Origin of the sequence: Gynuella sp. (genome assembly GCF_050297175.1) — a bacterium.
In the GTDB taxonomy this organism is placed as follows: Bacteria; Pseudomonadota; Gammaproteobacteria; order Pseudomonadales; family Natronospirillaceae; genus Gynuella.
The window spans coordinates 170,978-185,275 of the sequence record NZ_JBNKSF010000014.1 but is presented as its reverse complement, the minus strand read 5'-3'; the positions used below and the strand labels follow the sequence as shown (position 1 = coordinate 185,275).

At 48.1% G+C, this 14,298-nt stretch carries 14 protein-coding genes; 6 read left to right on the top strand and 8 right to left on the bottom strand.

The features are described from left to right. Together ACQY6I_RS05715 and ACQY6I_RS05710 are read left to right on the top strand one after the other, a co-directional pair. Positions 1 to 337, top strand: a 337-nt coding sequence (locus ACQY6I_RS05715; protein ID WP_428240503.1) for a hypothetical protein, incomplete at its 5' end; no start/stop codon positions are given. A 267-nt stretch (positions 338 to 604) separates the two neighbouring features. Next, positions 605 to 1,099 (top strand): hypothetical protein, encoded by a 495-nt coding sequence (locus tag ACQY6I_RS05710; RefSeq protein ID WP_428240502.1) that lies wholly within the window; start codon positions 605 to 607, stop codon positions 1,097 to 1,099. Positions 1,100 to 1,422: 323 nt separating this feature from the next. On the opposite strand, the gene ACQY6I_RS05705 is transcribed toward ACQY6I_RS05710, so the two are convergent. The 3 genes from ACQY6I_RS05705 to ACQY6I_RS05695 form a co-directional block, all read right to left on the bottom strand. Then, a complete protein-coding gene (locus ACQY6I_RS05705; RefSeq protein ID WP_428240501.1) occupies positions 1,423 to 1,941 on the bottom strand; it encodes a hypothetical protein in 519 nt (172 codons plus the stop codon). Positions 1,942 to 2,101: 160 nt separating this feature from the next. Further along, on the bottom strand, positions 2,102 to 2,437 hold the full coding sequence (locus ACQY6I_RS05700; protein ID WP_428240500.1) for a DUF202 domain-containing protein: 336 nt from the start codon (positions 2,435 to 2,437) through the stop codon (positions 2,102 to 2,104). Continuing rightward, positions 2,427 to 2,774 (bottom strand): YidH family protein, encoded by a 348-nt coding sequence (locus tag ACQY6I_RS05695; RefSeq protein WP_428240499.1) that lies wholly within the window; start codon positions 2,772 to 2,774, stop codon positions 2,427 to 2,429. The genes ACQY6I_RS05700 and ACQY6I_RS05695 overlap by 11 nt, the downstream gene beginning before the upstream one ends. A gap of 899 nt (positions 2,775 to 3,673) precedes the next feature. On the opposite strand from ACQY6I_RS05695, the gene ACQY6I_RS05690 reads away from it, so the two are divergent. Then, positions 3,674 to 5,242 (top strand): carboxylesterase family protein, encoded by a 1,569-nt coding sequence (locus ACQY6I_RS05690; protein ID WP_428240498.1) that lies wholly within the window; start codon positions 3,674 to 3,676, stop codon positions 5,240 to 5,242. Between the two features lie 47 nt (positions 5,243 to 5,289). Here ACQY6I_RS05690 and lon read toward each other — a convergent pair whose 3' ends face one another. From lon to ACQY6I_RS05675, 3 genes are all read right to left on the bottom strand, one after another. Further along, positions 5,290 to 7,686 (bottom strand): endopeptidase La, encoded by a 2,397-nt coding sequence (gene lon, locus ACQY6I_RS05685; RefSeq protein ID WP_428240497.1) that lies wholly within the window; start codon positions 7,684 to 7,686, stop codon positions 5,290 to 5,292. A gap of 77 nt (positions 7,687 to 7,763) precedes the next feature. Further along, positions 7,764 to 8,720 carry a YheT family hydrolase gene (locus ACQY6I_RS05680; protein WP_428240496.1) on the bottom strand — a complete coding sequence of 319 codons (957 nt, stop codon included), beginning with the start codon at positions 8,718 to 8,720 and terminating at the stop codon, positions 7,764 to 7,766. Between the two features lie 22 nt (positions 8,721 to 8,742). Then, on the bottom strand, positions 8,743 to 9,363 hold the full coding sequence (locus tag ACQY6I_RS05675) for an arylesterase (protein ID WP_428240495.1): 621 nt from the start codon (positions 9,361 to 9,363) through the stop codon (positions 8,743 to 8,745). Between ACQY6I_RS05675 and ACQY6I_RS05670 the strand changes: the two genes are divergently transcribed. The 3 genes from ACQY6I_RS05670 (at position 9,362) to ACQY6I_RS05660 (ending at position 13,265) form a co-directional block, all read left to right on the top strand. Further along, positions 9,362 to 10,030, top strand: a complete 669-nt coding sequence (locus tag ACQY6I_RS05670) for an ABC transporter ATP-binding protein (RefSeq protein ID WP_428240494.1) — start codon at positions 9,362 to 9,364, stop codon at positions 10,028 to 10,030. The genes ACQY6I_RS05675 and ACQY6I_RS05670 overlap by 2 nt on opposite strands. Further along, a complete protein-coding gene (locus ACQY6I_RS05665) occupies positions 10,027 to 12,510 on the top strand; it encodes an ABC transporter permease (protein ID WP_428240493.1) in 2,484 nt (827 codons plus the stop codon). Before ACQY6I_RS05670 ends, ACQY6I_RS05665 begins: the two co-directional genes overlap by 4 nt. 131 nt (positions 12,511 to 12,641) lie before the next feature. Continuing rightward, positions 12,642 to 13,265, top strand: coding sequence for a peroxiredoxin (locus tag ACQY6I_RS05660; protein WP_428240492.1), 624 nt, complete (start codon positions 12,642 to 12,644; stop codon positions 13,263 to 13,265). A 97-nt stretch (positions 13,266 to 13,362) separates the two neighbouring features. Here the strand turns inward: ACQY6I_RS05660 and ACQY6I_RS05655 are convergent, their stop codons facing one another. Then, on the bottom strand, positions 13,363 to 13,665 hold the full coding sequence (locus ACQY6I_RS05655; protein WP_428240491.1) for an MTH1187 family thiamine-binding protein: 303 nt from the start codon (positions 13,663 to 13,665) through the stop codon (positions 13,363 to 13,365). After that, positions 13,649 to 14,293 (bottom strand): ribonuclease T, encoded by a 645-nt coding sequence (rnt, locus tag ACQY6I_RS05650; RefSeq protein WP_428240509.1) that lies wholly within the window; start codon positions 14,291 to 14,293, stop codon positions 13,649 to 13,651. The genes ACQY6I_RS05655 and rnt overlap by 17 nt, the downstream gene beginning before the upstream one ends. Between the last annotated feature and the right edge of the window lie 5 nt (positions 14,294 to 14,298).

Here is a 14,298-nt window from a genome sequence, read left to right as displayed (position 1 = left end):
TGATCAAAATAATCTGAGTACAGCACTTGCTGCGATTGATGTAGGTAGTGATATTGAAAGTGAAATAGCCAGTGCGGTGAATGCCGGAAAGGTGGCGACTGTACATGAAAAACCTGTGGCGTTTGGTAATGGAACGAATGTCGGGTATTTATTGATTGATTCTGAAACAGGGGCAGGGGCTTATAAGATTAGTAGTGGAACTAATGGAGGGTTCTGTGAAACAGTTTACAGTATATTGCTTGCTGGTCTTTCTATAACTTCTGATACTTCTGAAACAGGTGGTTATTTAATCACGGCCCTTAAAGCACTTATAGATGGCATAGACCAGGGTTTATAAGGGTTTGGCTTAGCTGCTTTTGTTTTGAAGGCAATAATATGGGCAGTGGTTATAGCTGCTTTGATATCGATTGGTGCGGAGGTTCTTATTGCTCTGGGTGTTGCTACGGAGACAGCATATATGATTTCAATGTTGATTGGTTTATGGGGTGCTACATTAGAGGTAATAGACTATTTAAACGATCATTAGCAATCTATATGTTGTTAATAAGGACATATTTTTACGACTAATAGGTGATCATCTTGAACAAATAGCTTTAGGGGGAATATGAAAATCATTAAGAAGATTGCTAATAGATCAGACCTGAGTCGGTTATATGCTATGTGTTTCTTGTGGTTATTCTTGTTCATATTGGCATCGGTAATAGCGCTGACGAGTTTTTCTGCTGAATCTAGTTTATTGTTTGCTATATGTTTGATAGGTTGGGTATTGTCCATTTTATTAATAAAACTTCATGATGGATATAATAATAAGATTCCAAAAGGTATTGCTAAAGAAATAATTTTGTTGTTTTTTTTGATTTTATTGATGCTGTTTAATCTAATTCTATCTGTAAGCAGTTATTATTATGGAAACAATATATTTGGCGTTTTCACATTAGCTCTATCGGTTTTTGTTTTTATAATTCCATCATGGAAATCTCGATACTTGTATTTGATATTTTCTCTCATTTTAGGTGGGGGGCTAATTGAGTTCCACAGCACACCAAAAAATTATAGATATGTCCCTGGATTAGAAAATAAGGTAAATACAATGAAATAAAATTGAGGGAATATTATCCAGAGTGATTACTTGAAGACAGTCAGGGACTTTAGGGTCTTAGACTTGACATCCGATTGACAATGGCGGCTGCGGGTGATTTCCCAGTGATCAAGGCAGCCTGAGACATAAATTCCGCTACACCCTGGGCACAGAATACTATGGCAGTGAAAACAGCCGTCTGATCACCTTTGAAAAATCACTCCCCGAACTGGCCGGACACAAACTCTCCCTGTCCTTCAGACCCAGCAGTGAAGAGGACGAAGGTAGCATCTTCTGGGGGCGCAGATACTACCAATAAGCCTGACCGGATTGCATCGATAAGGTTATTCCGAAGTGGGAATCATGCCGAGCATGGCGGCATATAAGTCGCTGGTTTCTTTTCCCGAGGCGCTGGCGATTTCAGACAGACTGGTTTCCTGACTGGCACTGTCGAATCCCTGGGCTTTCAGTCGGATAACCATTTCATCGGCTGTTATTCCGAAGATTGGGGCGGCGGTTGCTGGTGAAGCCGAGGTCAGCGTATGCGCCAAGGCAAACTGCGGTGGACCGCTGCGAACCGCTGAGCTTTCGTCGGATGGCCAGGCCATAAAGGCGACTGCAAACAGTGTTGAAAAAGCCAGTGCCAGTGGCATGGCGCTGCGCTTGAAATGATTGACTAGGCCTTTCCAGTTTCGCCAGATGTGCAGGATAAATGGAATAATCAGAATCATGCTGACCCATTCGTGCATGCTGTGAAATGACATTGGACCCACGTGAAAGAACAACCCGATGCCGGATATCAGGGACACTAGGAACAGACCTGTTGTTAAGGGCGTGGAGTAGCGCAGTAGCCAGTTTTTCATAAGTTTCCATTTGCTCATGTTGTTAACGATTGAGCGATTATAAATAGTCGGGGCTTGAGTGGGATTAAGGTTTCCTAAGTGCAGGATTACCATTTGTTAATGTTGGTGGGAAATATTCAGGTCGAGCGCCCGGAAACCGGCTCTGCGGGAACGACAATTTTCAGTGATTAAAAAAAGCCATCAGAAAATAACCGGCAAATGTCAGACTGCTGAACAGAACTGCAAAGGTGAGCCACTGTTTCATTCTTACGGATGCCACCGATAGCGTTGTGATCTCATCCGTCGAATGTTGCGCCCGTTGTCGGGTATAGCAGTACATCACCACGAGTGTGGTCGCAACGATACCCAGGCATACCAGCCAGAACCAACCATATGCTTTGAAAAAGTGACGGCTGAATGCGCTCATCAATGCCAGCAGCACAAACAGTGTTCGGGTCCAGGCCATCGAGGTTCTTTCCGGCTGCAGGCCGGGGTCTCTATCGGGTTTAACCACCATAAATCAGCAACCCCAGAATGATACCGGCCATCAGTACCAGGAAAATACTGAGTATGCGCAATAATGGAGAGTAGGGCAGGTTCTGTTTCAGGCGTATGGCTTTTTCATTGTTTGCCCAACGCAGGTAGGCATGACCGGCGCTGAGGCCGGAAAAGATACACAGTGCCAGAGAAATCAGGTTGCGTACCCAGGGAACGGCCAGATTGGGGGCAAGTTGATCAAGGGCCACGGCCGCAGCCAGCAAGGCGATGGCTGTTCGAATCCAGGCCAGGAATGTGCGTTCATTGGCCAATGTAAAACGATAGTCGGGAGCCTCTCCCAGTTTGGTCCATTTCATCGAGTCTGTTCCTGTGACGGTTAAGTTGTCGGGACGGGCATACGGTTTGAGATATCAGTGCTATTCAAGCCTTCAAGGGCTGGAGTCTTTGACTATTAATGTCAGGCTTCAGCGTTAATTGTGTGGGCTTACTCATAATCTGTCACCACGTTTACCTATAAATTGGCAGTAAAAACTCAAATGTCAATTTGTTGAGGCCTCGAAACTCTGGGCTTGAAAAGGTGTTTTATCCATCAACGATAAATTGTCAGTACTGACAGTATGATAGAAAAGGATTTATCGCATTTGAATCATTTTGGTGTTTATTCAAATGACACACTTAAAATGGGCTGTTAGCCAACTTTTTCAGACGCAGTATTCGGATAATACAGGGAAGATATTTTAAGCCTTTTGCTCCAGTATTTGTTAAATCTGTCTTCACGGTGTAACAAGAAATTCCCTGAGCCGGCGTCATCATCGTAAGATTTTTTATAATTTTGAATATGCTTTGGCCGTTGATGGCTGCAGGTTTGTGGATGTTCTGGTTACGTTTCCTTGTGTATGTTTATTTCTCTGGTTGTTACCTTTCTGCTCGCGTTATAAAAATGGCGTTAAACTTCATTTAAATAGGCTCATTTGTGATCTATAAACTGGGCTTTTGACCCGGAACCTCCTATGCCTCGATTGTTGATCAACGAAGCGGCTCGTTGCCTTTGTCTTCACGCCCTCAGAAACACAGGACTTTAATAATGTAAATGTGGCTCGCGGTTTTTGTTATGAACGGTGATGAAGTAGGCAAAAGCAGATACTCGTTGCTCCATTGTTGTTCAAAAGCTTCTAGTATTTCCGGCTTGAGAATTGCCATGTAGCTGCTGTCCTGGCAAATTGAAACGAACATAGAGCGTCAGGAGATCGATTTGATGAAATACTCTCTATCGAACTTACCCCATATTCACATTAACCTGTGTCGGTTGCTGGCAGGTTTTTTTCTGGTCGGCATATTGCCGTCAATAGCAATTGCTTCCACTCAGGCAATGACGGCCAGTGGTATCGTTGAAGGAGAGGACTTGAAAGGAATTGTCCGCTTTCTGGGTGTTCCCTACGCCCAGCCGCCACTTGGTCGGATGCGTTGGAAAGCAGCTCAGGATGCAGAACCCTGGTCCGGAGTGCGTGAAACCAAAGCTTATGGTGACGCCTGCTCTCAGATTGGAGGTTTTTTTGCCAGCGATGATGATTCTACGTTTGATAAACGCTTTGGTTCTGAGGATTGTCTTTATCTGAATGTCTGGACTCCGGTGGAGGATGAGGACAGTCGATGGCAGTCACCGAGACCTGTTTTGGTTTTTATTCATGGTGGTTCTGGTATCACCGGAGCAGCCTCTCTTCCATTTTACGATGGTGAACGGTTGGCCAGAGAGCTGAATGCTGTGGTCGTGACGTTCAATTATCGTCTTGGTATTTTCAGTATGTTGCGGAGTGTGATTCTTAATGGCAAAGATCCGGCAACCAAACGGGGCAGTCTTGGATTATTGGATCAGATAAAAGCGCTGGACTGGGTGAAAACGAATATTAGAGCTTTTGGGGGTAATCCAGATGAAGTGACTTTGATGGGGCATTCGGCCGGCAGTATCTTTGTATGGGCGTTGATGCGTTCTTCTCTTGCCAGTGGATATTTTCAGCGAGCAGTGTCTCTGTCAGGGGTGCCATATGATCGCAAAACCATGTCTATTCGTAAGTTGCGCCGCAAGCTGTATCAGGATAAAAAAGATGATGAAGCGGCCGTTTCCGATGAGGAATTTGAGGAGGCGCTGAATCAACAGGATGAAGACCGTCGTGATACTTACGTATCGGATCTGACTGATGAACAGGTACTGGCCAAGACCAGTGCAGTTGCGAAGCTTGATTCAGAGGCATTGGAAGATGAAGAGGCTGTATTCGTCAATGCCGTACCTACACTCATGGGTACTGTTGGCAATGAAACCAGCATGATTCGAATTTTTGATTACAGCCGTTTGTCGACAATGGAATTCTGGCTGTTGGTAAACAGTCTGCGTAATGATCTGAAGTCCACGGATTTTGTGCGTAAATATCGGCAGAGGGCTTTTTTCCGTAAAACGGAAAAATTAAATAAGAAAGAAGAGATCTTGATGGCGAGCCTGGCTGATGAGCTCGTGAAATTAGGTATGCCAGTCTATCGTTACCAGTTCAACTGGCAAAATTACCCTGAGCCTTGGAGCACATTGCTCGGTGCTTATCATGCTATTGATGTACCGGTCTTGTTTGGGAATTTTGATATTGGCCGGCCGAATTTTACCCGCTTTACCTGGACTGAGGATAATGTTGAGGAGCGGGAAGCGCTTCATCGTGATTTAGTTACCGGACTCAAGGGGTTTATTGAAGTTGGTGATCCGAATCTGTATGTCGAGTCAGCAGGAGAACCAGTATGGCCACAATGGGATTCACGAGCGCTCTTTAAAACATTTCAATAATATTGCCGACGGGGTTCCAATTCTTTGATCGGAACCCCGGATGTTGATTAACCGAATAATTTGTTAAATACGTCGTCGTAATGTTCGGCAAAGGATATTTTCAGACCTTTTCTGAGATATTCAGGTACTTCTTCATAATCTCCACGGTTAGCCTCAGGCAAAATGATGTTTTTGATATTTTGGCGTTTGGCGGCAATGATTTTTTCCCGTACACCACCAATTGCAAGTACTTTGCCGGTCAGTGTCAGTTCTCCAGTCATGGCATAATTGGCTTTGGGTTTTTTATTTAATGCCAAAGATAATAACGCGCTGGCCATGGTGACACCGGCGCTGGGGCCGTCTTTTGGCGTTGCTCCTTCCGGTACATGCAGATGTACAAATGCCTTGTCAAAGAAAGATTTATCGGCACCATATTTTTCCAGATTGGAGCAGACATAACTGTAAGCAATTTCAGCCGATTCGCGCATCACTTCGCCGAGCTTGCCAGTCAGTTTAAAGCCTCGATTCAGGGTATGAATGCGAGTCGCTTCGATGGGCAAAGTGGTACCCCCCATGGCTGTCCAGGCCAGTCCGGTAATGACGCCTATTCCCTGCATGAGTGCTTCCGGACGGAAAATAGGGTTGCCTAGAAAGCTGCTCAGATTTTCCGGTGTAACGGTAATGTTTTCGTCTGGTTGCTCCAGAATTTGAACGACACCTTTGCGAACGATTTTGGCCAATTGTTTTTCCAGATTTCGAACCCCGGATTCCCGCGCGTAACATTCGACGGTGTCGCGTAGGGCTTTGCGGGAAATCTTCAGTTGACGACCTTTGACACCGGCTTTCCGCAATTGTCGTGGCCACAGGTGTTTAGCGGCAATGGCGACCTTCTCTTCGGTCAGATAACCCGACAGACGAATGACGTCCATACGATCGAGCAAAGGCGCAGGAATGGTATCGAGCTGGTTGGCGGTACAGATGAACAATACTTTGGACAAGTCCAGGCGCATATCCAGATAGTGATCCATGAACTGACTGTTCTGTTCAGGATCCAGGGTTTCCAGCAAGGCCGAAGCCGGGTCTCCCTGATAACTGGCGCCAAGCTTGTCGATTTCGTCCAGCATGATGACCGGATTCATGACTTTGACATCTTTGAGTGCCTGGACAAATTTTCCTGGTAACGCACCGATGTATGTGCGTCGATGGCCTTTGATTTCGGCTTCATCACGCATGCCTCCAAGACTGAAACGGTAAAACGGTCTGCCCAGGGCATCAGCGACACTTTTGCCGATGGAGGTTTTACCAACGCCGGGTGGGCCAACGAGTAGCAGAATAGAGCCCGAAATCTCTCCTTTGAATGCTCCCACCGCGAGGAATTCAAGTATTCTGGCTTTCACATCGTCGAGTCCTTCGTGGTCCCGATTCAATGTGGTTTTGGCCTCTTTCAGGTTCAGGTTATCTTCACCATGGACACCCCAGGGAATTGATGTCGCCCAGTCAAGGTAATTACGGGTCACGCTATATTCTGGAGAACCTGTTTCCAGCATTTCCAGTTTCTTCAGTTCTTCGTTGATTTTTTTGAGAGCTTCCTCTGGTACCGTTTTGCCGTCGAGGCGGTTGCGGAATTCCTCTGCATCAGAGGTTTTATCATCCTTGGTGATGCCCAGCTCTTTTTGGATCAGTTTCAGTTGTTCGCGTAGAAAAAATTCACGTTGATGTTTGCTGACTTTCTTGTTGACTTCATCCGTAAGTTCTCCGTGCAGACGGGCAACATCGATTTCCTTTTTCAACAATGCCAGCACTTTTTCCATGCGAGGCATCAGGTCAATGGTATCGAGAACTTCCTGCAATTCACCACCGCGAGCAGTGGTAATGGCGGCAGCAAAATCTGCTAATGGAGAAGGCTCGTTCGGACTAAACCGGTTGAGGTAGTGCTTCAGTTCTTCAGAATAGAGCGGGTTGATCGGCAGCAGTTCTTTGATCGCATTGATCAGCGCCATGGCGTAGGCCTTGATCTCGTTGTCCGATTCTTTGCGATGTTGTGGATAATTGACTTCTGCCAGGTAAGGGGACTTGCGTGACAGCCACCCTGCGACCCGGACACGTTTGATGCCCTCGGCAATAAACTGAATATGCTTTCCATCGGACTTCAACTGGTGCACTTTTACCAGTGTGCCGGTCTCCGGTAGATCCTCTGTATTGAGGCTGCTTTGGGTTTCATCGTGGTTCTCCACAAAAAACAGCGCCAGTGATTTATGAGGTGTTTTTTCGACTCTGCGAAGTGTTTCCTCCCATTGTTCTGCCGCGAGTAAAACAGGCATGACCTGAGCCGGAAAAAAGGGCCGGTTGGCAATGGGAACAATATAGAGCTTGGCTGGTAATGAATCCCCTGAAGCGATCAATCCGGTATTGTTCTGTTCATTCAGGGTAATGATTTCTGTGTGATTGGAATCTGCTTGACTCATGTGATTTAACAGCTGTTGATGGACAATGGATGTTCTTATGGGGTTTAAGACTTTTTATTTCAATCACCTTTGCAGCATTAGTGTGCAGGACTCCCCAGGTATTGCTGTGCAAATTGCAAAGCTCTGGCTTCAGACCATAACTCACGCCAGAGCTGGTAACGAATAAAGCCGACATGTCCACCATGGAGCGGGGCTTCAAAATGCAGGAAGCGATGTTTGTTCGCCAGTTCCTCTGGGTAGCAGTTTGGTCCGAGAAAACTATCATCTCTGGCGTTGACTAGCAGGGTCGGAATCGTAATGTCGGGCAGATAATGCAGAGCCGAAGATTGATTCCAGTAATCACTGGCGCTGCTAAAGCCATGTAGTGGGGCAGTGTAGCAGGCATCGAAATCGTGAAAGTTCTTCAACCGGTGATAATCGGTGGCTGAGATCAACTGTGGAAACTGTCTGGCTTTGGCTTCAATCTTGGGTTGCAGATCTTTGAGGAAGCGTCGCATATAAAAACCATTGTGCGAGCTGGCAAGCTGGTCGGCACAGTTGGCCAGATCGCAAGGTACTGAGAACGTCGCTGCAGCTTTAACGGCTTCCGGCACCTGATGACGCCCCAAATACACCAGTGTCAGATTACCTCCCATGCTGAATCCGACCAGGACAATCTGCTGATAGCCCAGGTCGACGGCATGTTGCACGACCGCAGCCAGGTCCTCAGTGGCTCCGCTGTGATAAAACCTGGGCAGTCGGTTCAGTTGGCCGCCGCAACTGCGAAAATTCCAAGCCAGAGCGTCATAGCCTTGCCGAAAAAAAGCTCTGGCCATTCCGGCAACATAGGCTCTGCGACTATGCCCTTCGAGACCGTGGCTGAGAATCACCAGACGATCACTGTTCTGGCGTTGCCAGTCCAGTAGCAGAAAATCACCGTCGTCCAGTTCAAGTTGAGAGCGGCTGAAGCGATTGGGTACATAACGCAGCAGACCGGGTGTAATGGACTGTACGTGAGGGTTGCGTAGACCCGGGCGGGGTTGATAGCTGTTCAATCATAGCCTCCATTCAGATGGATCACTTCAGTAATGGCGCCAGTACCGGCCAAATGTTTTGAACAATCATGGGTTGGGCCTCAGCCACCGGATGAATGCCGTCGTTTTGCATTAATGCGGGATTTTCGGCAATGCCTTCGAGGATAAAGGGAACGTAAAAAAGCTTGTATTCATCGGCCAGGCTTTCATATTGCTGAAAAAATGGTTCAGTGTAACGGCTGCCATAATTTGGTGGAATTTTAATGCCCAACAGTACCACCTGAACCTGAGATGCCTGCGCTGTCATGATCATCGTGCGCAGATTTTGCGTAATGTATGGCACTGGTTTGCCCTGCAGGCCATCGTTGCCGCCCAATTCAAGTAACAGAATATCCGGTTGATACTGTGTTAGCAGTCCGGGCAGTCTTTGTACGCCTGATTCGCTGGTGGCACCGCCAAAGGATGCATTGATGACCTGATCATCAGACCCTTGTTGCTGCAGTTTTTGTTGCAACAGCGTGACCCAGCCAGCATCTGCCGGAATGCCATAGGCGGCGCTGATGCTGTCACCCAGAACCAGAATTGTTTTGGCTGACAACGTCGCCGAAGTTGTCAGAATCAGAACCATAACCGCCAGCGTTTTAATAACCTTTGGATAGAGCATGATAAAAAGCACCGCGTTGAAACAAGAAGTACAGACCTCTGAGGGTCAGCTGACGATCCTGAAAGGGATTGACCTGGAAATCAAGCCGGGAGAAAGCGTTGCGATTGTTGGAGCGTCCGGTTCAGGTAAATCAACATTACTGGGGCTACTGGCCGGGCTCGACACTCCCTCCTCAGGCCAGATCTACCTTCAGGGTGAGGAAATTACGAGTCTGGATGAAGAGCAGCGGGCACAGATCAGAGGTCGGCTGGTGGCGTTTGTATTTCAGAATTTTCAATTGCTTGGCAGTCTGACCGCTTTGGAAAACGTCATGCTGCCTTTGGAAGTCCGGGGAATAGATGACCCTCAGGCCAAAGCCAGAGAGGTTTTTGCCAGAGTGGGGCTGACTGGACGTGAGCATCATTACCCAAAACAGCTTTCCGGTGGTGAACAACAACGTGTTGCCATTGCCAGAGCTTTTGCCTCTGAGGCGCCCATCATGTTTGCGGATGAGCCGACCGGCAATCTGGATACGGTCACCGGCGGCAAGATCGCCGATCTCTTATTTGAGCTGAATGAGGAGGCAGGCACCACTCTGGTGCTGGTGACTCATGACACTCGTCTCGCCAGCCGTTGTCATCGTCAGATAATTATCGAAGCTGGAGCCATTGTGGAGCCCGAACAATGAAAACAGGATTTAAGTTGCTCTGGCGAGACTGGAAAGGGGGGGAGCTGAATATTCTGCTGGTGTCGTTACTGGTTGCTGTGGCGACCGTCACCAGTATCAGTCTGTTTTCCGAACGCATCAGAAACACCATAGATGTCCAGGCGGGTGTGTTACTGGCCGGCGATGCGCAACTCCGTGGGAGTCAGGCTATTCCGGCGCAGTGGCAGCAGCAGGCTGACGACCTGGGCCTTAAAACCACGGATATGATGAATTTTCAGGCCATGGCTTTTTCTGCTCAGGGGATGCAGTTGACGTCGGTGAAAGCGGTCAGCGGCTCATATCCGTTGAAAGGCCGGGTAACTGTCAGTGATAAGCCATTTATCGATGGTGTTGAGGTGAGTTCGGCACCTGGACCCGGCGAAATATGGATGGCATCGAGGTTGTTCGGAGCACTGGGGATAAAAGTCGGGGACCAGGTAACGATTGGGGAGGCAACACTCACTGCTACTAAGGCTTTGCTCAAAGAGCCTGACAGTCCTCAGAGTATGTTTTTCATGAGCCCCAGAGTCATTATGAATATTGCCGATGTAGCGGCTACAGAATCGGTACAGGCTGGTAGTCGTATCCGATATGGTCTGGTGCTGTCCGGTACGGATTCGGAGGTCGAGCAGCTGCGCAGCGAACTGGAGCCACAGTTGGGTGATCATTATCGTTGGGTTATGCCGCGTGAGGGTAATCGCGGAATAGGATCGGCTATGGATCGGGCAGAAAGTTTTCTGTTGCTGGCTGGGTCTCTGGGCGTGATGCTGGCAGGTGTTGCCCTGGCATTGGCATCCCGTCGTTACAGTTTGCGTCAGGCCGGTCATGTGGCCTTGTTGAAGACCCTCGGAATGGGGCCTTCAGCAGTTGCCCGGCTTTATCTGTTGAATCTGTTTCTGCTTGCAGTGTTTGGGGTGCTACTGGGCTGGATCGCTGGGTGGTTGGCTCATTGGGCAATATTGAAGGCGTTTGCCAGCCTGTTGCCCGGCAATATAGCAACGGCTGGTACAGGGGCTTATATGACAGGAGGACTGACAGGCCTGATTTGTCTGATGGCATTTGCTGCTCCACCACTTCTGGCCCTACGCAATGTACCGCCGTCACGGGTATTGAGGGTGGATGATGGTGAAGCGCTGGTATCAGGTACCAGTGCGCTCATGATTGGCATCCTTGCCGTGGTGGTACTGGTTCTCTGGTATAGTCGCAGCCTTGCTATCACAGCTGCGTTGATCGGAGGCGGTATTGTATCTTTGATCAGCGTGTCGGTATTTGCGTGGTTATTGATTCGCCTCAGCCGTCGTCTCGGAGCCCATCTTGGTAGCACCTGGCGGCTTGGATTGGCAAGTCTGCAACGTCACAGTCGTCAGAATTCCCTGCAGGTGATGATTTTTTCGGTGGCTTTGTTGCTGTTGTTTGTGTTGTCACTGGTCCGTACCTCATTGATTCAGGACTGGCAAAGGCAGTTGCCCCAGGATGCTCCGAATCACTTCATGTTTAATATTTTTAATCTGCAAAAAGATGCCATAGAAGGCTTTCTGGATGGTCATCAGATCAGTCATTCACCATTTTATCCAATGGTCAGAGGCCGGGTGACTGCGGTTAACGGTACTGATATGAAAACCCTGTTGGAGCAACTCGCCGTAGAAGATGACAGTAGTTACCAGCGGGAGTTGAACCTGACCTGGTCGAACGAGTTGGGACCGGACAACGAAGTAGTGGAAGGGCAATGGTGGCAGCCGGGGGATGAGCAGAAATCGCTGGTGTCGGTTGAGGAGGATTATGCCAAAGGGCTTGGCATCCAGGTGGGTGATGAGATGACTTTCAGTATCGCCGGACAGGACACCAAAGCAACCGTGGCGAGTTTGAGAACCGTTCAGTGGGACTCAATGCAGCCGAACTTCTTTGTCATCTTTTCGGGGGAGATTCTGTCCGGAGATTCTGCCAGCTGGCTAACCAGTTTTTATCTGACACCCGCTGATAAACCCCTGCTGAATCAATTGGCTAGAGAGTTTCCGACAGCCACGTTGATTGAGCTGGACAGTGTTATCGAACAGATTCAGAAAATCATCACCCAAGTGTCATTGGCAGTGGAGTTCATTTTGCTGCTGGTGCTGGCCTGTGGAATCCTGGTGTTGGTTGCCAGCATTCAGGCAACACTGGATATGCGCTTCAAGGAAAGTGCTATTTTGCGGACTCTGGGAGCCCGGCGTGGGATGGTGGCTGGAAGCCTGATCATTGAATTTGGTGTGATGGGCTGGTTGGCTGGTCTGCTGGCGGTAGTAGGGGCTGAAGCCTGCTTGTTTTTCCTGCAGACGAAGGTGTTTGATATCAGCTTTGGTTTTCATCCGTGGTTGTGGGTGAGTGGACCATGGCTGGGAATGTTGTTGATAGGCGGTATTGGATATCTGTCCACTCGAAGGGTGACCAGGACTCCTCCTTTAAATGTGTTAAGAAATGTTTGATTTTCTGAGCTTAAACCCCAATGATGGATTTGGTTTAAGGACGTCCGGGGCTGGTCAAGGGAAAAAGCGGGCCAGATCCCGGGTGACGGCATAACTATTGAAAGAACTGAAATAATATTTAGGAGCATACAATGAGCATTTTGGTTGGAAAAAAAGCACCTGATTTTGATACACCGGCGGTACTGGGGGATGGTTCTATTGTTGACAGTTTCAAACTGTCTGAAGCCATTAAAGGTAAGTATGCTGTGGTGTTTTTCTATCCTCTGGACTTCACATTTGTGTGTCCTTCAGAGTTGATTGCCATGGATCACCGTGTCAGCAAGCTGAAAGAGCTTGGTTGTGAAGTAGTAGGCCTGTCCATCGATTCACATTTTACTCACAATGCCTGGAGAAATACGCCAGTGAATGCGGGTGGCATTGGAGCAGTGAGCTACACGCTGGCAGCAGATATGGATCACAGCATTGCCAAGGCTTACGGCATTGAGGCTGAAGGTGGTGATTCTTATTATCCAGCCGGTGTTGCCATGCGTGCCACGTTTGTGATTGATGAGAACGGTATTGTGCGTCATCAGGTGGTTAACGATGAGCCTCTGGGGCGTAATATGGACGAAGTGGTTCGTATCGTTGAAGCTCTGCAATTCTTCAAAGAAAACGGACAGGTTTGCCCGGCCGGTTGGAATAAAGGTGATGCAGGTATGGTTAACACTCCTGACGGCGTTGCCAAATATCTGGCGGAAAATTCAGACAAGCTCTAAATCAAGTATTCCATTTGCAAAAGGGGCAATGAGCCCCTTTTATTTTGCCTGTTTCCCTAGCATCGACATGTTGTTCGATACCTCTCCCTACAGTCGTTCAGGAATTCAGCAGGTCATTGACTACATCGATTTTGTCCTGGATGGTCTGTGATTTGTCCGTCCGGGTGCCGATCTTGAGAGTTGATGAAATTCTTGGAGCACCCATTTTATGGACTGCTTCATGGCAGGCTTTGACAGCAGCCATGACCTCATCCCATTCACCTTCGATGTTAGTGCCATAAGAATGCATGGTATAGCTCAAACCCGTGCCTTCCAGGACCCGCTGGCATTCTGCGATATATGCAGAGACAGAAGCTGTCGTGCCCATGGGAATAACGCATAAATCAATGATCACATTCATCGTTACCTGCCTTTGGTGAGGTGTCTACGGGGGGCCATCCGCCCATGGATTTCCATTTATTCACAATGGCACAGAATAATTCAGCAGTTTTCTGGGTGTCGTACAGTGCGCTGTGGGCTTCATGATTATCAAATTCAATGGCGGCAGATTTACAGGCTTTAGCCAGAACTGTTTGACCAAAAGCAAGGCCAGACAATGATGCGGTATCAAAGCTGGAAAAAGGGTGGAACGGATCGCGTTTGATTTCGCAGCGTTCGACGGCTGCTTTCAGAAATCCATGATCGAAATGGGCGTTGTGGGCCACGACGATTGCTCGGTTGCAATGGGTGTTTTTGATGCCTTTGCGAACCAGCTGGAAGATATCATTCAGGGCTTTTTGCTCTGAAACCGCATCGCGGAAAGGGTTAAATGGATCGATACCGGTAAACTGCAGTGAGGACTCTTCAATGTTGGCACCTTCAAATGGTTCAATTTCGAAGGCTATCGATTGATCGGGTACCAGCCAACCGTTTTGATCCACTTTCAGAGTAACCGCTGCGATTTCGAGTAACGCATCAGTCTGATCATTGAACCCGGCGGTTTCAACATCAATGACGACTGGATAAAAGCCGCGGAAGCGTTGGTTCATCGGTG